The following is a 16,862-nucleotide window of genomic DNA, read 5'->3' as shown; positions in this document are numbered from 1 at the left end:
GTTCGTGCCGGGGCTCCGAATCCCTGATGACAGCAAGGAATTTCCCAACGCAGAAGGAGTTTCCCATGAAGGCTCTGCGCATCGCCGGTGCCGGTCTCACCGCCGCGGCCGCCGTGGCCCTCACCGCGTGCGGGGGTGGCGGTGACACCGCGTCCGGCGGCACGAGCAGCAGCGCCGCGCCGATGTCCAGCCCGATGAACAGCAATGCGGGCGTGACCACGAACGCCGACGTCTTCGGGCCCGCGTGCGGGAAGCTGCCGCAGGGCAGCGCGCCCGGCAGCCTCGACTCGATGGGGCCGCAGCCGGTCGCGAGTGCGGCGAGCACGAACCCGTTGCTGACCAAGCTGGTCGCGGCGGTGAAGGCCGCGAACCTCGTGGACACGTTGAACAGCCAGCAGGCCATCACCGTGTTCGCCCCGGCGGACACCGCGTTCGACAAGCTCGGCAACGCCAAGGTCACCGAGCTGGCGAACAACCCCAGCCGGCTCACGCCGATCCTGCAGTACCACGTGCTGCCGCAGCGCTACGACGCCAAGGGGCTGGAGGCGGCGGGCACGGTGCAGTCGCTCGACACCGCCGGTGGCCCGATCAGGATCTCCGGCTCCGGCGACAGCATGACCGTCAACGGCGCGAAGGTGCTGTGCGGCAACATCCCGACGAAGAACGCCACGGTGTTCGTGATCGACTCCGTGCTGACGCCCGGTATGTGAGGTTCGGCAGTGGGGCCGGCGACGCGCCGGCCCCGCTTCCTCGTCAGCGGCGTGCGCCGCGCTTGACCCAGCCGAAGATCGCCGTCACGACGAACAACACCGCGCCGATGATGAGCAGCCAGAACAGGCCCTTCACCACGGCACCGACGACCACGAGCACCAGCCAGACCAGCAACAGCAGCCCGATCAACCCGAGCATGGCACCCACCTCGCTTCCTCGCCGCCCATGCGGCTTCACGAGGGACTACCCCAGGTGAGGGCGGAAGTAACGGTCCGCAGGTGGGACGGGGGGCACAGCGGGTCACTAGGCTCCCCGCATGACTGATCTCTTCTCCGTCACCGGCAGGACGGTCCTGGTCACCGGCGGTTCGCGGGGCATCGGCGAGATGATCGCCCGCGGCCTGGTCGAAGCGGGCGCGCGGGTGCTCGTCTGCGCGCGCAAGCCCGGCGCCGCCGAGGCGGTGGCCGAGGAACTGTCCAAGACCGGCGAGTGCCACGCGCTCCAGGCGGACCTGACGTCCACATCGGACATCGCCCGGATCGTCGAGACCGTGGGCGAGCGCTTCGGCGGGCGGCTCGACGTGCTGGTCAACAACGCGGGGGCGACGTGGGGCGCGCCGCTGGAGGAGTTCCCGGTGAAGGGGTGGGAGAAGGTCCTCTCCACGAACGTCTCCGGCCTGTTCGAACTGACCACCGCGTTGCTGCCCGCGTTGCGCGCGAGCGGGGAACGACCCGCTCGCGTGATCAACATCGGCTCGATCGACGGGCTGCGCGTGCCCGTGTTCGAGAACTACTCGTACTCCGCGAGCAAGGCCGCCGTGCACATGCTCACCCGGCACCTGGCGAAGCGGCTGGCGGGTGAGGCGATCACCGTCAACGCGATCGCGCCGGGCCTGTTCCCCAGCCAGATGACGCGGTGGCTGCTCGACGACCCCGAGGGCAGGGCGCAGGTGGAGAGCGGCATCCCGCTCGGTCGCATGGGGCAGCAGGAGGACATCGCGGGCACGGTGATCTTCCTCGCCTCCCGCGCCGGCGCGTACCTCACCGGCGCGGTCATCCCGGTCGACGGCGGGGTCTCCGGCACGGCTTGATCGTCGTGTCCGAATACCGCCAGCGAGCGGCCGTCCCCGTCGTGAGACTGGCGGTCATGAGACACACCCGGATGGAACCCGGCATCCTGTACTTCGGCACCCCGGTGGTGCTGCTGTCCACCTGCAACGAGGACGGCTCGGCGAACCTCGCGCCGATGTCGTCGGCGTTCTGGCTGGGCTGGCGGGGGATGCTGGGGCTGGGCGCGCGGGCGAAGACCGCGGAGAACCTGCTGCGCACCGGCGAGTGCGTGCTGAACCTGCCGTCCGACTCGCTGGCCCCGCAGGTCGACCGGCTCGCGCTGACCACCGGCAGCGACCCGGTCCCGCCGCGCAAGGCCGAGCGCGGTTACGTCCACGAGGGCGACAAGTTCGCCCGCGCGGGGCTGACGCCGTTGGAGTCGGAGGTGGTCGCGCCGCCCCGCGTCGAGGAATGCCCCGTGCACCTGGAGGCGGTCCTCGAAGCGAGCCACCCGGTCGGCGACGGGGGCGTGCTCGCGTTCGAGGTGCGGATCGTGCGGGTGCACGTCGCCGACGAGATCCGGCTGCCCGGCACGACCGACCGCATCGACCCGGACCGCTGGCGCCCGCTGATCATGAGCTTCCAGCAGTTCTACGGCCTCGGCCCGCGCGTGCACCCGTCCACGCTGGCGACGATCCCGGAACGCCTGTACCGCGGCCCGGACATCGAGCGCGCCCGCGAGGCGGAGGTCCTCGCCCGCGGGGCAGCGGGGAACTAAGCCGCAACGACGACGAGTCTGTTGCCGTCGGGGTCGCGGAACGCGAACATCGGCGGAAGGCCCTGCCAGCGCAGGATTTCCGCGTCGACGTCACCCCGGCGGCTCGCAGGCCCTCGTGGTCATCGGTATCAGGCGGTGGGGAGGCGCACGCCGTCCAGAGCCCTGCCTTGACCCGTAGCCCGGCGTCGTCGGGATTTCACCGTCGTTCGTCCTTCGACGGGAAGTCCGCTTCGATGCGCTCCTCCTCGTGGTAGGACCGCTCCTGCGCGTAGGCGTCGTAGGCCCGGTGGTCCGCCTCGGTCTGCGGCGCGTCCGTCAGCGCACGCGGGTGCAGCCGCTCCTTGAGCACGACGTTCAGCTGCGCACCCAGCAGCGTGACGATGCTCTGCAGGTAGAACCACCACAACAGGGTGATGACCGTGGCGAACGTGCCGTAGGTGCTCTGCGCCTTGTGCAGGTAGTTGCTGATGATCAGCGACGACGCCGACTGCAGCACCCAGAACAGCCCGCCGGACAGCACCGCGCCCGGCAGCACGTCCCGCGTGGTGATCTCGCGGTCGGTCAGGATGCGGAACGCCGCGATGAACAGCCCCACGTCGAGCGCGATCGCGACGACGTACCCGAGCAGGTGTCCCGCCCAGCCCAGGTGGACGGCGTTCGCGCCGCTCGACACGAACCCGTTGATCAGGGTGCTCAGCACCAGGCCCAGCCCGATGGTGGCGAGCACGCCGACGCTGCGCCCGATCTGCTCGGTGATCTTCGGGCGCGCGACGTAGGGCAGCTCCCAGACGGAGTTGAACGCGAACTGCACCGTCCGCACGACGGACAGCCCGCTCCACAGCGCGCTCACCAGCCCGATGAGCAGTGCCCACCACGAGCCGGACAGCCCGTGCATCGACGACGGGTCGAGCAGCGGGAACATGGTGCCGACCTGGTCCAGCACGTCGTCCTTGACGCCGCCGGGCAGGAGGAAGCCCAGCAGCGTGATGAACACGAGGAACAGCGGGAAGATCGAGAAGAACGCCCAGAAGGCGATCATGCCGGCGAGGTTCGTGGACTGGTCCTCGCCGAACTTCCGGAACACGGCGACCGGGATGCCCACCGACTCGTGCCGCTGCTGGAACTCGTCCACCCGATCGAGCTGGGCCTTCACCTTGCCGGTCTTCTCGTTCACGGTGCGCTCCCGGTTTCTCCGATCCGTCCCCCGGGTGCTACCCGCTCGTCCACCAGGTCAACCAGGGGTTTTGGCGCGGTGGGCGCGGCATGGTACGTCACACTCCTGGGGTTCGCAGCGCGAGCGGGAGCTACCGTGGGTGCATGGCGAGTTGGGTGGCCCAGTGGGCCGAGTTGTCCGCGCGCAGGACGCTGGACCGGCTGGGCGAGCAGCTCGGCGCCGGCCTGCCGGCGGCGGCCGCGGTCCCGGGGCTGCTGGCCGCGATCGACCAGCACGCCGCCGCGGTGCGGGACATCCTCACGTTCGGGGTCGAGGGCTCGGCGGCCGTGGCGGGGGTCGTGCTGCTCGCCGGGTACGCGAACGGCGTGCTCGACCAGGCCCGCGAACACGGCTGGGCCTTCGCGGCGCCGGTGGACTGGGCCGCGGCCGACTGGTTCACCGCCCGGCTGCTGGCGGTCTGCGCGCTGGCCCGCCGCTTCGACGAGCCGGGCTACGACCCGCGCGCCCTGCTGGAGGCCTGAGGCGTTCGGGGCCCCGCGCCGCCCTGGGCTGCGCGGTGGCTCCGCGACGGTGGCCGCCGCCTGGGCTGAAGCCGCGCCGGGTTGCGGTCGGCCGCCTGGGCTCACCGAAGCCCTGCCCAACACACCCCTGAACGCCGGAACGGCCGGCCCCCGCGGGACCGGCCGTTCCTCCGATGGGTGGACGTCACCCCTGACCCGCGGTCGGGGGCATCGGGCCCGGACCCTCGCCGCTGCGGGTCGACGCGCTCGGCTCCGGGCGCAGCTGCTCGGTCGGCGTCTCGGTCGTGCGGGCGGCGTCCTCGCGGCCGCGCTGGTAGGCCTGCGTGCGGGCCTTGGCCGAGGGCAGCTCGCTCTCCGCGCGGCCCAGCCAGTTCTCCCAGCGCTGCTGCATCGGCTTGATCAGGCCACCGCCCATGCCGACGACCACGACACCGGCGACGGTCGCCAGCACGGTGATCAGCACCGGGGTGGTGACGGTCGTCGCGACGCCGATCTGGTTCAGCGCCGCGATGATGCCGAGCCCCCAGATGAACACCGCCGCGACCGTGCCCAGCACCTTGCCGTAGGACAGCCCGCTCAGCGCGCCGGACACCAGGTCCTTCACCGCCCTGGCGATGGCGCCCGCCACCACCACGATGATGATCGCCACCGCGGCCTTCGGCAGCCACGCCACGATGCCCGTCAGCAGCGCGCTCACCGGGTTCGGGCCCCACACGCCGAACGCGATCTGCAGCGCGATCAGCAGGACGGCGTAGTACACGAGCTTGCTGATGATGTCGGAGGCGTCGTACTTGCTGCGCTGGAGCATCTGCTTGATGCCGCCGCGCTCGACGACGCGGTTGAAACCGACCTTGTCGAGCACCTTGCTCACGATCTTCGCGAGCGCCTTCGCCACGACCCAGCCGATCACCATGATCACCAGGAACGCGACGAACTTCGGTACGAAGGTGGCGACCGAGCTCCAGGCGTTCGACACGCCTTGTCCAAAGTCGACAGCCGCCAAATGGTTTGTGGACACTGCTTGTTCTCCTTCCGACCGGCGTTCCCGGCGGGTTCCCCTACCCCGTACGCGGGAAAACAGCTGCCACCCGGTCGGGTGGCGTTACGATCGGTCGGTGGAGCTTCCCGTGATGCCGCCGGTCCGGCCGATGCTGGCGAAAGCCGTGCACGAGGTGCCGCGTGCCCCCGGCCTGCGGTACGAGCCGAAATGGGACGGCTTCCGCTGCGTGGTGTTCCGCGACGGTGACGAGGTCGAGCTCGGTTCCCGCAACGACCGGCCGCTGACCCGCTACTTCCCCGAACTGGTGGACCTCCTGAAAGAAGCGCTGCCGTCACGCTGCGTGGTCGACGGGGAGATCGTCATCGTCACCGAACACGGGCTGGACTTCGAGAGCCTCCAGCTGCGGCTGCACCCGGCCGCCTCCCGCGTCCGGAAACTGGCGGAGGAGACCCCGGCGAGTTTCGTCGTTTTCGATCTTCTGGCGCTCGACGACCGGGATCTGACCGCGGAACCGTTCGCCGAGCGGAGGCGGCTGCTCGAAACGATCGTGAGCGGCGAGTTCGCGCGTGTGCACCTGACGCCGATGACCGAGGACCCGGACGTGGCGCAGGACTGGTTCCGCCGGTTCGAGGGCGCCGGTTTCGACGGCGTGATGGCCAAACCCGCCGACCAGCCGTACGAGCAGGACAGGCGGGTCATGTGGAAGGTCAAGCACGAGCGCACGGCCGACTGCGTCGTCGCCGGGTTCCGCTGGCACAAGGACGGGAAGGGCGTCGGCTCGCTGCTGCTCGGGCTGTACGACGAAGCCGGGACGCTGCACCACGTCGGCGTGGCGAGCAGCTTCTCCGTCGCCCGCCGCGCGGAACTCGTCGACGAGCTGGCGCCGTTGCGGGAGAACGCGCTGGAGGGGCATCCGTGGCGCCGCTGGGCGGAGGCGCAGGCCGAGGCGGGCGGCCGGATGCCCGGCGGGCAGAGCCGGTGGAGCGCGGGCAAGGACCTGGCGTGGGAGGCGGTCCGGCCGGAGCTGGTCGCCGAGGTGCGCTACGAACACGTGCAGTCCGGCCGTTTCCGGCACGGCACGCGCCTGGTGCGGTTCCGCCCCGACCGCACGCCCGAGTCGTGCACCTACGGTCAGCTGGAGGAGATCCCGCCGGCGGAACTGTCCACTTTGTTCGGTGAGGTGCGGTCGTGAAGGTCCAGATCTCCCATCCGGACAAGGTGTACTTCAACGAGCGCGGCGAGACCAAGGGCGATCTCGCCCGGTACTACGAAGCGGTGGAAGGGCCGTTGCTCGCGCGGCTGGGCGGCCGTCCGTTGCTGCTGGAGCGCTATCCCGAGGGTGCGAGCGGGAAGTCGTGGTTCCAGAAGCGCGTGCCGAAGAACACGCCGTCCTGGGTGCGGACAACGGTCGTGTCGACGCCGAACGGCACGAAGAGCGACGCGCTCGTCGCCGCCGACCTCGACCACGTGCTGTGGGCGGTGAACCTCGGCTGCATCGGGTTCCACGTCTGGCCGTTCCACGCGGACACGCCGGAGGTCGCCGACGAGCTGCGCATCGACCTCGACCCGTCGCCCGGCGTGCGTTTCCCGCAGGTCCGCGAAGCCGCGTTGCGAACGAGGGAACTGCTGGCCGAGCTGGGCATCGAGGTCCGCGTGAAGACGACGGGCTCGCGCGGGCTGCACCTCTACGTCGACCTGGAGCCGCGCTGGGACAGCTACCAGGTGCGCGCGGCGGCGGTCGCGCTGGCGCGCGAGCTGGAGCGGCGGTACCCGGAGTCGATCACCGCGCAGTGGTGGAAGGAGGAACGCGGCGCACGCGTGTTCGTGGACTTCAACCAGAACGCCCCGCACAAGACGGTGTTCGGCGCGTGGTGCGTGCGGCCGCGGGCCGGGGCGCAGGTGTCGACGCCGATCGCCTGGGAGGAGCTGGACGGCGTCGAACCGGCGGAGCTGACGATCGCCACCGTGCCCGCCCGGGTCGCCGCGCAGGGCGATCCCTGGGCGGTCGGTGCACCGCAGTCGCTCGAACCGCTGCTGGAGATGTCCCGGCGGGATCTGGAGAGCGGGCTGATGGACGCGCCGTGGCCGCCGGTCTACCCGAAGATGCCGAACGAGCCACCGCGCGTCGCTCCGAGTCGGGCTAAGAAGCCGTGAGATAGCCACCCATCGTCTGGAAGTACTCCGTCGCCGCGAGCTCGGTGCCGTCCTCGGTGCGGACGCGTTCGACGACGAGCCCGTGGTTCTGCCCGAACCGCGCATCGGCACCGGCGACGATCACCACGCCGTCGCCCTCCTTGATGAAGATCCGGCCCGGCGTGCCGCCGTACCGCCCCTGCGAAACCGAGGCGCGCACGATCCGCAGCCGCTGCCCCCGGTGGTACGTGAACGCGTTGGGATAAGGGTCCACCTGCGCCCGCACGAGCCGGTCGATGTGCTCGGCAGGCCAGTTCCAGTCGATCCGGCTGTCCTCAATGGACCGTTTGTGGAAGAACGTCGCCTTCGAGCGGTCCTGTGGCGTGAAGTCCGTGCGGCCGGACGCGATGAGCCCCAGCGCCTCGGTGACCACGGGCTCGATGAGGTCCACCGTCTTGTGAAACAGGTCCACGCTCGTGTCCCGCGGCCCGACGGGCACCGAGCGCTGCACCACGATGTCGCCCGCGTCCAGTTCCTCGTCCATCAGGTGCCCGGTGACGCCGACCTCCTGCTCACCGTTGATGAGCGCCCAGATCAGCGGCGAGAACCCGGCGTAGGCGGGCAGGAGCGAGTCGTGCACGTTCAGCGTGCCGTGCGGGGGGAGGGTGAAGATCTCCGGCGGCAGCCACGTGCGCCAGTTGTTGGCGACGATGATGTCGGGCTCGGCCTCCTTGAGCGTCGGCACCAGGTCGTCCGGGCGGTTGCGCAGCACGACCGGCACGTCGTGCTCAGCGGCGAGGTCCGCGACCGAGTCCGACCAGATCTTCTCGTACGCGTGGTCACTCTTCGGGTGGGTCACCACCAGGACCACCTCGTGCTCCGAGTCCAGCAACGCCCGCAGCGTGCGGTGGCCCCAGGTCTGGTACCCGAACATCGCGACCCGCATCGGCTCTCCTCCGTCAGGGGATCAACATCACGCCCGAATGTAGTAGTTGAGGCTTCCCTAAGTTAGGTTAGGGTTGCCTCGGTTGTACATCGACAGATGGGACAGGGCATGCCAGTACCACCGGAGTTCGACCTGATCGGGGTGGGTTTCGGGCCCTCCAACCTCGCGCTGGCGATCGCCGTGGCCGAGCACAACGCCGGGGCGGCGGAACCGGTGACGGCGCACTTCCTGGAACGGCAGCCGCGGTTCGGCTGGCACCGGGGGATGCTGCTCGAAGACGCCACGATGCAGGTGTCCTTCCTCAAGGACCTGGTCACCATGCGGAACCCGGCCAGCGGCTTCAGCTTCCTGTCCTACCTGCACAGCCGCGGCAGGCTGGTCGACTTCATCAACCACAAGACGCTGTTCCCGCTGCGCACCGAGTTCCACGACTACTTCGCGTGGGCCGCGGCGCAGGTCGACGACCAGGTGTCCTACGGCGCCGAGGTGGTGTCGGTGCGCGGGGGCGACCCGTACTTCGAGGTCCGGACGGCCGCCGGCGAGGTGTACCGCGCGCGGAACCTGGTGGTGGGCACGGGGCTGCGGCCGAACCTGCCCGAAGGGGCGCGGACCAGCGACCGCATCTGGCACAACTCCGAGCTGCTGCACCGCATCGAGGACGTGCGGGAACCGCGTCGCTGCGTCGTGCTCGGCGCCGGGCAGAGCGCCGCCGAGGTCACCGCCTTCCTGCACGACCGGTTCCCCGGCGCCGAGGTGTGCTCGGTGTTCGCGCGCTACGGGTTCAGCTCGTCCGACGACAGCTCGTTCGCCAACCGGATCTTCGACCCCGAAGGGGTGGACGCGTTCTACTCCGCGCCCGAGGACGTCAAGCGGCGCCTGATGAACTACCACGCCAACACGAACTACTCGGCCGTGGACCTCGACCTCATCGACGACCTGTACCGGCGCGTGTACCGCGAGAAGGTGCAGGGCACGCAGCGGCTGCGGATCTTCAACACCTCGCGCCCCGCCGACATCACCGAGGACGACACCGTGCGCGTCACGGTCGAATCGCTGACCACGGGCGAGAAAACGGTGCTCGACGCCGACCTGCTGGTGTACGCGACCGGCTACCTGCCCGCCGATCCCACGCCGTTGCTGGGCGAGCTGGCGCGGGAGTGCCGCCGCGACGAGCACGGCCGGCTGCGTGTCGAACGGGACTACCGGCTCGTCGCGCCCGGGCTCGGCGGCGCCGTCTACCTGCAGGGCGGCACCGAGCACTCGCACGGGATCACGTCGTCGCTGCTGTCCAACACCGCCGTCCGGGTGGGCGAGATCCTCACCTCGATCGTCGAGCGCCGTCCCGCCCCGGACTGGTCGGCCGAGTACGCCGTGAAGGAGTGGGCGTGAGGGAGCTTGCGACCGAACCGTCAGACACCATGCTTGCCGACGTCGTGACACAGCCGCGGCTTGCCGCGTCCGGAGAGGAGGTCGCATGAACGAGCTGCGGGCGGTCGCGGCACTGGCGCGTGCGGGGTTCGAGGACTACGTCGTCTACGAGCGCGACGGGGCGTGGACGTTCGCGGGCGGCGCGCTCGCGACCATCACCCTCGACGCGACGCACGTCCGGGTCCGCGGGATCGTGGAGTCGGAGACCGAGTGGTCGGGTTCACCGGGCGCGGCGTTGCGGCGGGCGCTGGAATCGTTGCCCGTGCCGGGGTGGCGAGCGTACGGGTTCGTCCACTTTGGATTCTCGAAGCTGCTGTCCGGGTTGCGGTTGCGGGGTGCCGCGGCGCCGGCGGGAGATCTGGTGCGGTTGATCGTGCCGCGGACGGAGGTGCGCCTCGGCGCCGACGGCGTGTCCGTGTCCGGGGAGGAGCAGGCCCGGGTGCGGGAGATCCTGCGTGAGCCGTTCACCGGCACCGAGCCGCGGCCGCGGCCGATCGACGTGCGCGCGGACGGGGCGGGCTACCGCGATCGGGTCGCGTTGGCGGTGAAGGAGATCCGGCAGGGGCAGTACCAGAAGGTGATCCTGTCGCGGACCGTGCGGATCCCGTACGAGGCCGACCTGGTCGCGACGTACGAGCTGGGCCGTGCGGCCAACACCCCGGCGCGATCGTTCCTGCTGCGGCTGGGCGGTGCGGAGGCCGCGGGGTTCAGCCCGGAGGTGGTCGTGACCGTGACGCCCGAGGGCGAGGTGACGACGCAGCCGCTCGCGGGCACGCGCGCCTTCGGGCGCGGGAGCGAGCAGGACGCGGCGGCCCGCGCGGAGCTGGAGTCGAACCCGAAGGAGATCTTCGAGCACGCGGTCTCGGTGCGCACGGCGCAGGAGGAGCTGCGGCGGGTGTGCACGCCGGAGTCGGTGCGGGTCGGCGACTTCATGGGGATCAAGGAACGCGGCAGCGTGCAGCACCTCGCTTCGCTGGTCAACGGCAGGCTCGCCGAGGGGCGGACCGCGTGGGACGCGCTGGAAGCGCTGTTCCCCGCGGTGACGGCGTCGGGCATCCCGAAACTGGAGTCGCTCGACGCGATCGCCCGGCTCGACGAAGCACGCGGACTGTACTCGGGTGCGGTGCTCACGGCCTCCGACGACGGTTCGCTGGACGCGGCGCTCGTGCTGCGGGCGGTGTACCAGGAGGACGGCGCGGCGTGGCTGCGCGCGGGCGCCGGCATCGTCGCGGACTCCACCCCGGAACGCGAGTTCGAGGAGACGTGCGAGAAGTTGACCAGCGTGGCGCCCTACGTCGTGCCGGCGTAGCGCTACCGGGGTGATCCCGTGAGGTCGGTGCCGAGCCCGGGCCCGGTCGGTGTCCAGCCGAGCAGGTCCCGGGTGATGCGGTTGGAGGTGTGGTTGTCGAGGCCGATGAAGGCGCTGAGGAAGCCGAAGTGCCGCTCGGCGTTCTCCGGGGCGACCGGACCGGCCGGAACGCCGAGACGGCGGCCGATCATCGCCGCGAGGTCGCGGAGGGCGATGCCTTCTTCGGCGACGGCGTGCAGCCTGGACCCGGCCGGCGCGGACTCGAGCGCCACGCGGTAGAGGCGGCCGACGTCCTGGGTGCCGGCCGAGGGCCAGCGGTTCGCTCCGTCGCCCAGGTAACCGGCGACGCCGGTGGCGCGGGCGATCGCGATCAGGGCCGAGGCGAAGCCGTACTGGCCCGGGCTGTGCACCGTCGGCGGCAGGCGGACGACCGAGGAGCGGACGCCGTGGCCGGCGAGCGCGATCACCCTGTTCTCGGCGTCGATCCGCGGACCGCCGGGCAGCGCGTCGTCCTCGGTGAGCCGCCCGGTGAATCCGGCCAGGATCAGCCCGAGCGTGGCGGCCGTCCCCACGAAGGGTTTGCCCGAGCCCTCCAGCGCGGCCGCCATCGCCTCGATGGCGCGCAGGTCCGCCGTGACCGCGCCGGCCAGGTCGCCTTCTCGCATCTCCTGGTTCTGGAACGCGAGGTGGATGACGCCGTCGGCTTCGCGGGCCGCCGTGGTCAAGGCATCGAGGTCGGTCAGATCCCCTCGGACCACGTCGGCTCCGCGTGCTCGGACGGCCGTGGCGGCCTGATCCGAGCGGGCCAGCCCGGTGACGGTGTGGCCGGCGGCCAGCAGCTCGGGGATGACCGCGGCGGCGATGCGCCCGGAGGCGCCGGTGACGAACACGTGCACAGGGGATCTCCTCAACAAGTGATTGCACTTGATGTAATCACCCTAGCGCCGTGACTGCACTTGGTGCAATCGATAGGCTGAGCGGGATGCCTCGATGGGAACCGGACGCGGTGGGCCGCCTGCAGGCGGCCGCGATCGACCTCTTCGCCGAACAGGGGTTCGAGCGGACCACGGTCGCCGAGATCGCCGAGCGCGCGGGGCTCACCAAACGGACGTTCTTCAATCACTTCGCCGACAAGCGGGAGGCGCTCTTCGGGCCCGTGTCCGAGCGTCAGCGCGAGCTGGTCGTCGCCGAAATCGCCGCGTGCGCCGGTTCGGTGTCACCCGTCGACGCCGTGCTGCGTGGTCTGCAAGCCGCCGCCGACGTGATGTTCGAGGAACGCCGCGCCGCCGTGGCCCGGCGCCGGGAGATCATCGACGCCAACCCCGAGCTACGGGAACGCGAATGGGGCAAGCGGGCCGCCCTCGCGGACGCCATCGTCGAGGCGCTGCGTGCCCGGGGCGTCGACTCCGGCACAGCGCTCCTCGCCGCCGGTGTCGGGGTCCTCGTCCAGCAGATGGCGATGCGGACCTGGGCGGAGGCCGCCGACGGCCGGCCCCTCCGTGAGCACCTGTCCGATGCGCTGCTCTCGCTGCACGCGGTCATCGGGCAACGGTCCGTGTGAAGGGATCTTCAGGCCACCTTGCCGCCGGTTCCGATGTAGCCGCCCGGCGTCGCGGTGAGGGTGACGACGACCCGGTCCCGGACGTCCTCGCCCAGCGCGCCGACCACGCGGTCGGTGATGGCCGTGATCAGCCGGGCCTGGGCGTCCGGCACGCGGTAGGCGCCTTCCCGCAGGTTGAGCGTGACCAGGACTTCGTCGTTCCCCGCGACGCCGCCCGTGCCCCGGCGCCGCCGCGGGATGCCGATGAGGTCGACGCCCGCGAGGCGGCTGAACTGTTCCCCGTACACGTCCCCGATGGCGTCGGTCAGTGCTTGGATCAGTTCGACCTCGAGCGTGCACATCAGCGAGGAAGCACTCGACGAGACCGTCATGCCCGCGGCTGCTGACCAGGAGGTGGACGACGCCGTCCGCGCGCTGCTGTTGCTCATGCCCCGGCTCGTGGGCAGGGCGGAAGAAGATCCCGGTGCCGGAGTCGCTGCGCTCGTTCGCGCTGGCCCCCGGCACCTCTCGTTGCTGTCGTACCTGCTCGTCGGCGACCTGAACCGGAAGGGGATCCTCGAACGCACCGAGGACGAGGCCGACCGGCGGCGGCGGATCATCCGCATCGCGCCGGACCAGGAGCCCGCGATCAGGGCCTGGCTGGCCCGGGGCGCGGCGGCCTGGCGCAAGGTCCTGACGCCGCTGACGCCCGAGCAGCGCCGCCTGTTCGTGGACACCCTGCTCGCCTACGAAGCGGCCGCCGGGTCACCGGCGGGAACGGCGGAGTAGCCAGCCCAGGCACACCCCGCCGAGCGCGGCCGTCGCCACGCCGACCGGCAGCGTGCCGCTCCCGGCGACGCGCTGCGCGACGAAATCCGCCGCCAGCACGAGGAAACCGCCCAGCCACGCCGCCGGGAGCACGCCCGCCCCGGGCGCGCGCGTGAGGCGCTTCGCGAGCTGGGGCGCGGTCAGCGACACGAACGCGATCGGCCCGGCGACCGCCGTCGCGACTGCACACGCCGCCGTGCCGACGACGATCAGGTACAGCCTGCTGCGCTCGACCCGCACCCCCAGCGCCGCCGCCGAATCGTCGCCCATTTCGAGGATGTTCAGCCGCCGCGTGCCCGCCAGCAGCAGCGGCACCACGAACGCCAGCGCGAGCACCACCGGCCACACGTGCTCCCATCCGAGGTTGTTGAGACTGCCCATCAGCCACACCGTCGCGCGGGAGACGTCGGCCAGTTTCGCGTTGACGATCAGGTAGAAGTTGACCGCCTGCAGGATCGCGCTGATCCCGATGCCCACCAGCACCAGCCGGCTGCCGCGCACCCCGCGCTGCCACGCCAGCAGGTACACCGCGAGCGCCGTGACCAGCCCGCCCGCGACCGCGCCCAGCGAAATCCCGAGCAGGCCGCTGCCGAACGTGAGGATCGCCAGCAGCCCGCCGGTCGTCGCCCCGTAGTTGAAGCCGATGATGTCCGGGCTGCCCAGCGGGTTGCGGGACAGGCTCTGGAACACCGCCCCGCTCATGCCCAGCGCCGCCCCGACGCACACCGCGATCAGCACGCGCGGCAGCCGCAGGTCGAGCACCGCGAAGTTCGTCAGCCTGCTGCCGTTGCCCAGCAGCGTGCGCACGACGTCCAGCGGCGCCACGGAAATCGCGCCCACACCCAGCGCGAGCACGGCGAGCACCGCGGTCGCGACGACGAGGACCGTGGACACCACCACGGAACGAGACGTGATCATGCCCTGGCCGCCTTGTTCCGCCGCACCAGCCAGATGAACACCGGCGCGCCCAGCAACGCCGTCACCACGCCCACGTCGATCTCCTCGCGCGCGATCACCCGGCCCACCACGTCCGCGGCCAGCAGCAACGCGGGCGCGAGGACCGCGCAGTACGGCAGCACCCACCGCTGGTCCGGCCCGGTCAGCGCCCGCACCATGTGCGGCACCGCGAGCCCGACGAACACCAGTGGACCCACCGCCGCCGTCGCCGCGCCCGCCAGCAACGTCACCGCCAGCAGCGACAGCAGGCGCGTACGCCCGAGGTGCGCGCCCAGCGACTTCCCGGCGTCGTCCCCGAGCGCCAGCGCGTTCAGCGGGCGCGCGAGCAGCAGCGCCAGCACCAGACCGACCGCGAGGAACGGCAGCACGCGCACGAGCGTCCCGGCGTCGGCCCGCGACAGCGAACCCACGGTCCAGAACCGCATCTGGTCGAGCGTCTGCTGGTCGAGGAGGGTGAGCCCCTGCGTGAGCCCGGTCAGCGCCGCCGACACCGCGGTACCCGCGAGCGCGAGCCGTACTGGGGAGGCGCCGCCGCGCCCGGCGATCAGGTACAGCGCGGTGCCCGCGATCGCCGCGCCCGCGAACGCGAACCACACGAACGCCCGCAGGTCGGTCAGCCCCAGCACGGTGACCGACAACGCCGCCGCGGCCGACGCCCCGGCGTTCACGCCCAGCAAACCGGGGTCGGCGAGCGGGTTGCGGGTCAGCGCCTGCATCACCGCGCCCGCGACCCCGAGCGAGGCGCCCACCGCGATGCCGATGAGCGTGCGGGGGATCCGCAGGTCCCACACCACGTACGACGCGTCGGAACCGTCGCGTTCGAACAGCAGGTGGACCACAGTGGACAGTGGGACCGAGCGCGCGCCCACGGCGACGCTCAGCAGCGCGAGGAGGACCAGGAGCGCGAAGGCGGCGAGCAGTCCGAGTGCGCGGCCCCTCACCCCGCTTCACCGGCGAGGCGCCGGGCCAGCTCGGTCTTGCTGACCTTGCCCACCTTGGTGAGCGGGAAGGCGTCGAGCACCTCCACCCGGTCCGGCAGCTTGTACTCGGCGACCCCGCGCTCCCGCAGGAACTTCGTGATCTCCCGCAGCTTCGGCGCCTCGCCGCGCACCACGAGGAACGCGCACGTCCGCTCGCCCAGCACGGGATCGGCCATCCCGACGACCGCCGCGTCGTGCACCGCGGGATGGGCGAGCAGGTGGTTCTCCAGCTCCTCGGCGGGGATCTTCTCGCCGCCGCGGTTGATCTGGTCCTTGACCCGGCCCTCGACGATCAGGTGTCCGGACGGCAGCTGCCGCACGACGTCCCCGCTGCGGTAGAAGTCGTCCTCGGTGAAGGACCGCGCGTTGTGCTCCTCCGCGCGGTAGTAGCCGCGCAGCGTGTACGGGCCGCGCGTGAGCAGCTCGCCGTTCTCCAGCACACGCACCTCGTCGGCGGGGCACAGTGGACGGCCCTGCGTGGTGACGACCAGCTCCTCGGGGTCGTCGAGGCGCGTGAAGTTCAGCAGCCCCTCGGCCATGCCGAACACCTGCTGCAGCGCGCACCCCAGCGATTCGCGCACGCGGCTCGCGGGTTCGGCGCTCAGCTTCGCCCCGCCGACCTGCAACAACCGGAGGCTGGAGAGGTCCTCGTCGGCGAACTCCGCCGCGTCCATCCACAGCAGTGCGACCGGTGGCACGACCGCGGTGACGGTGACCTTCTCCCGTTCGATCAAGGCGAAAGCCGTGTCCGGACTGGGATCGGGAGCGAGCACTACCGTCCCGCCCGCGGCGAAGGCGCCGAGCAAGCCGGGGGAGGCCAGTGCGAAGTTGTGGGCGGCGGGCAACGCCACCAGGTACACAGTGGACTCGTCGAAGCCGGAGACCTCGGCGCTCGCGCGCGCGTTGTAGAGGTAGTCGTTGTGCGTGCGCGGGATCAGCTTCGGCGTGCCCGTGGTGCCGCCGGAAAGCAGGAAGAGCGCGACGTCCGCGGGGTCCGGTTCGGGCAGCGGCACGGGATCGGCCGTGGGCAGGTCCTCGGCCGCGATGACGTGCTTGAGCCCCGGCACGGCTTTCGTCACGACGCGGGAGAGCTCCCGGTACTCCTCGGTGATGAAGTACGCGACCGCTTCGCTCAGCTCGCACAGCGGGACGATCTCGGCTTCGCGGTGTGCGGGCAGGGCCAGCACGGGAAGTGCGCCGATCCGCAGCAGCGCGAAGAACAACGCGACGAACTCGGGGATGTTGGGCAGCTGCACCACGACCCGCTCGCGGGGCGCGATGAGCGGTGCGAGTCCGGCCGCCAGGCGGGCGATCCACGCGTCCAGCTCCGCGTACGTCCACTTCGAGCCGTCGGGGCCGACCAGCGCGACGCGGTCCGGATGGCGCTCGACCCCGGCCAGCACCAGGCGGTCCAGCGGTTCTCCGGTCCAGTACCCCTCTGCCCGGTAGCGCTCGGCCAGTTCCTCCGGCCAGGGCACACACCCGTCCAGCATCCGCAGCTCCTTGGG

Annotated in this window: 19 protein-coding genes; 10 read left to right on the top strand and 9 right to left on the bottom strand. The window is 71.3% G+C overall.

Features of this window, described 5'->3' with window-relative positions; all coding sequences use genetic code 11:
- The first annotated feature begins 65 nt into the window (after positions 1 to 65).
- Positions 66 to 710 carry a fasciclin domain-containing protein gene (locus BMZ92_RS08115; protein ID WP_091505103.1) on the top strand — a complete coding sequence of 215 codons (645 nt, stop codon included), beginning with the start codon at positions 66 to 68 and terminating at the stop codon, positions 708 to 710.
- A 43-nt stretch (positions 711 to 753) separates the two neighbouring features.
- On the opposite strand, the gene BMZ92_RS37280 is transcribed toward BMZ92_RS08115, so the two are convergent.
- Positions 754 to 909, bottom strand: a complete 156-nt coding sequence (locus BMZ92_RS37280) for a hypothetical protein (protein ID WP_177228583.1) — start codon at positions 907 to 909, stop codon at positions 754 to 756.
- Between the two features lie 118 nt (positions 910 to 1,027).
- Here BMZ92_RS37280 and BMZ92_RS08110 point away from each other — a divergent pair, with 118 nt between their 5' ends.
- A complete protein-coding gene (locus BMZ92_RS08110) occupies positions 1,028 to 1,801 on the top strand; it encodes a glucose 1-dehydrogenase (protein WP_091505102.1) in 774 nt (257 codons plus the stop codon).
- Between the two features lie 56 nt (positions 1,802 to 1,857).
- Positions 1,858 to 2,538: a flavin reductase family protein gene (locus BMZ92_RS08105; RefSeq protein WP_091505101.1), complete on the top strand. Its 681-nt coding sequence runs from the start codon at positions 1,858 to 1,860 to the stop codon at positions 2,536 to 2,538.
- Positions 2,539 to 2,734: 196 nt separating this feature from the next.
- Here BMZ92_RS08105 and BMZ92_RS08100 read toward each other — a convergent pair whose 3' ends face one another.
- Complete coding sequence (locus BMZ92_RS08100) at positions 2,735 to 3,712, bottom strand: YihY/virulence factor BrkB family protein (protein WP_091505100.1); 978 nt, start codon at positions 3,710 to 3,712, stop codon at positions 2,735 to 2,737.
- Between the two features lie 143 nt (positions 3,713 to 3,855).
- On the opposite strand from BMZ92_RS08100, the gene BMZ92_RS08095 reads away from it, so the two are divergent.
- Positions 3,856 to 4,233, top strand: coding sequence for a DUF6401 family natural product biosynthesis protein (locus BMZ92_RS08095; RefSeq protein ID WP_091505099.1), 378 nt, complete (start codon positions 3,856 to 3,858; stop codon positions 4,231 to 4,233).
- A 184-nt stretch (positions 4,234 to 4,417) separates the two neighbouring features.
- Here BMZ92_RS08095 and BMZ92_RS08090 read toward each other — a convergent pair whose 3' ends face one another.
- A complete protein-coding gene (locus BMZ92_RS08090) occupies positions 4,418 to 5,251 on the bottom strand; it encodes a mechanosensitive ion channel family protein (protein WP_091505098.1) in 834 nt (277 codons plus the stop codon).
- Between the two features lie 97 nt (positions 5,252 to 5,348).
- Here BMZ92_RS08090 and BMZ92_RS08085 point away from each other — a divergent pair, with 97 nt between their 5' ends.
- Together BMZ92_RS08085 and ligD are read left to right on the top strand one after the other, a co-directional pair.
- Complete coding sequence (locus BMZ92_RS08085) at positions 5,349 to 6,425, top strand: ATP-dependent DNA ligase (RefSeq protein WP_177228582.1); 1,077 nt, start codon at positions 5,349 to 5,351, stop codon at positions 6,423 to 6,425.
- Entirely contained in the window at positions 6,422 to 7,387 is a 966-nt protein-coding gene (gene ligD / locus BMZ92_RS08080) for a non-homologous end-joining DNA ligase (RefSeq protein ID WP_091505096.1), read from the top strand. Before BMZ92_RS08085 ends, ligD begins: the two co-directional genes overlap by 4 nt.
- On the opposite strand, the gene BMZ92_RS08075 is transcribed toward ligD, so the two are convergent.
- Positions 7,374 to 8,312: a methionyl-tRNA formyltransferase gene (locus tag BMZ92_RS08075; RefSeq protein ID WP_091505095.1), complete on the bottom strand. Its 939-nt coding sequence runs from the start codon at positions 8,310 to 8,312 to the stop codon at positions 7,374 to 7,376. The two genes, ligD and BMZ92_RS08075, sit on opposite strands and share 14 nt — an antisense overlap.
- 108 nt (positions 8,313 to 8,420) lie before the next feature.
- Here BMZ92_RS08075 and BMZ92_RS08070 point away from each other — a divergent pair, with 108 nt between their 5' ends.
- Complete coding sequence (locus BMZ92_RS08070) at positions 8,421 to 9,701, top strand: lysine N(6)-hydroxylase/L-ornithine N(5)-oxygenase family protein (protein WP_177228581.1); 1,281 nt, start codon at positions 8,421 to 8,423, stop codon at positions 9,699 to 9,701.
- Positions 9,702 to 9,786: 85 nt separating this feature from the next.
- The gene (locus BMZ92_RS08065; RefSeq protein ID WP_091505093.1) at positions 9,787 to 11,049 is read left to right on the top strand and encodes a salicylate synthase; all 1,263 of its coding nucleotides are present in this window, start codon (positions 9,787 to 9,789) and stop codon (positions 11,047 to 11,049) included.
- Positions 11,050 to 11,051: 2 nt separating this feature from the next.
- On the opposite strand, the gene BMZ92_RS08060 is transcribed toward BMZ92_RS08065, so the two are convergent.
- On the bottom strand, positions 11,052 to 11,945 hold the full coding sequence (locus tag BMZ92_RS08060; RefSeq protein WP_091505092.1) for an SDR family oxidoreductase: 894 nt from the start codon (positions 11,943 to 11,945) through the stop codon (positions 11,052 to 11,054).
- Positions 11,946 to 12,031: 86 nt separating this feature from the next.
- Here BMZ92_RS08060 and BMZ92_RS08055 point away from each other — a divergent pair, with 86 nt between their 5' ends.
- Positions 12,032 to 12,610: a TetR/AcrR family transcriptional regulator gene (locus BMZ92_RS08055; RefSeq protein WP_091505091.1), complete on the top strand. Its 579-nt coding sequence runs from the start codon at positions 12,032 to 12,034 to the stop codon at positions 12,608 to 12,610.
- Positions 12,611 to 12,618: 8 nt separating this feature from the next.
- On the opposite strand, the gene BMZ92_RS08050 is transcribed toward BMZ92_RS08055, so the two are convergent.
- A complete protein-coding gene (locus BMZ92_RS08050) occupies positions 12,619 to 12,981 on the bottom strand; it encodes a tautomerase family protein (protein WP_091505090.1) in 363 nt (120 codons plus the stop codon).
- Here BMZ92_RS08050 and BMZ92_RS08045 point away from each other — a divergent pair.
- Positions 12,980 to 13,378, top strand: a complete 399-nt coding sequence (locus tag BMZ92_RS08045) for a hypothetical protein (protein WP_091505089.1) — start codon at positions 12,980 to 12,982, stop codon at positions 13,376 to 13,378. The two genes, BMZ92_RS08050 and BMZ92_RS08045, sit on opposite strands and share 2 nt — an antisense overlap.
- Here the strand turns inward: BMZ92_RS08045 and BMZ92_RS08040 are convergent.
- The 3 genes from BMZ92_RS08040 to BMZ92_RS08030 are packed head-to-tail and all read right to left on the bottom strand — an operon-like array spanning position 13,355 to position 16,847.
- Positions 13,355 to 14,335 carry a FecCD family ABC transporter permease gene (locus BMZ92_RS08040; protein ID WP_091505088.1) on the bottom strand — a complete coding sequence of 327 codons (981 nt, stop codon included), beginning with the start codon at positions 14,333 to 14,335 and terminating at the stop codon, positions 13,355 to 13,357. The genes BMZ92_RS08045 and BMZ92_RS08040 overlap by 24 nt on opposite strands.
- Positions 14,332 to 15,315, bottom strand: coding sequence for a FecCD family ABC transporter permease (locus BMZ92_RS08035; RefSeq protein ID WP_091505087.1), 984 nt, complete (start codon positions 15,313 to 15,315; stop codon positions 14,332 to 14,334). Before BMZ92_RS08035 ends, BMZ92_RS08040 begins: the two co-directional genes overlap by 4 nt.
- Positions 15,312 to 16,847: a (2,3-dihydroxybenzoyl)adenylate synthase gene (locus BMZ92_RS08030; protein ID WP_091505086.1), complete on the bottom strand. Its 1,536-nt coding sequence runs from the start codon at positions 16,845 to 16,847 to the stop codon at positions 15,312 to 15,314. Before BMZ92_RS08030 ends, BMZ92_RS08035 begins: the two co-directional genes overlap by 4 nt.
- Between the last annotated feature and the right edge of the window lie 15 nt (positions 16,848 to 16,862).

Origin of the sequence: Amycolatopsis sacchari (assembly GCF_900114035.1) — a bacterium.
GTDB classification, from domain to species: Bacteria; Actinomycetota; Actinomycetes; order Mycobacteriales; family Pseudonocardiaceae; genus Amycolatopsis_E; species Amycolatopsis_E sacchari.
This window is presented reverse-complemented; position numbering and strand designations above follow the sequence as displayed.

Bases quoted from the DNA above. Each gene is read 5' to 3' on its own strand.
- BMZ92_RS08115 (WP_091505103.1), top strand. From the start codon at position 66: ATGAAGGCTCTGCGCATCGCCGGTGCCGGTCTCACCGCCGCGGCCGCC.
- BMZ92_RS37280 (WP_177228583.1), bottom strand. From the start codon at position 909: ATGCTCGGGTTGATCGGGCTGCTGTTGCTGGTCTGGCTGGTGCTCGTG.
- BMZ92_RS08110 (WP_091505102.1), top strand. From the start codon at position 1,028: ATGACTGATCTCTTCTCCGTCACCGGCAGGACGGTCCTGGTCACCGGC.
- BMZ92_RS08105 (WP_091505101.1), top strand. From the start codon at position 1,858: ATGAGACACACCCGGATGGAACCCGGCATCCTGTACTTCGGCACCCCG.
- BMZ92_RS08095 (WP_091505099.1), top strand. From the start codon at position 3,856: ATGGCGAGTTGGGTGGCCCAGTGGGCCGAGTTGTCCGCGCGCAGGACG.
- BMZ92_RS08075 (WP_091505095.1), bottom strand. From the start codon at position 8,312: ATGCGGGTCGCGATGTTCGGGTACCAGACCTGGGGCCACCGCACGCTG.
- BMZ92_RS08070 (WP_177228581.1), top strand. From the start codon at position 8,421: ATGCCAGTACCACCGGAGTTCGACCTGATCGGGGTGGGTTTCGGGCCC.
- BMZ92_RS08065 (WP_091505093.1), top strand. From the start codon at position 9,787: ATGAACGAGCTGCGGGCGGTCGCGGCACTGGCGCGTGCGGGGTTCGAG.
- BMZ92_RS08055 (WP_091505091.1), top strand. From the start codon at position 12,032: ATGCCTCGATGGGAACCGGACGCGGTGGGCCGCCTGCAGGCGGCCGCG.
- BMZ92_RS08045 (WP_091505089.1), top strand. From the start codon at position 12,980: ATGCCCGCGGCTGCTGACCAGGAGGTGGACGACGCCGTCCGCGCGCTG.
- BMZ92_RS08050 (WP_091505090.1), bottom strand. From the start codon at position 12,981: ATGACGGTCTCGTCGAGTGCTTCCTCGCTGATGTGCACGCTCGAGGTC.
- BMZ92_RS08040 (WP_091505088.1), bottom strand. From the start codon at position 14,335: ATGATCACGTCTCGTTCCGTGGTGGTGTCCACGGTCCTCGTCGTCGCG.
- BMZ92_RS08030 (WP_091505086.1), bottom strand. From the start codon at position 16,847: ATGCTGGACGGGTGTGTGCCCTGGCCGGAGGAACTGGCCGAGCGCTAC.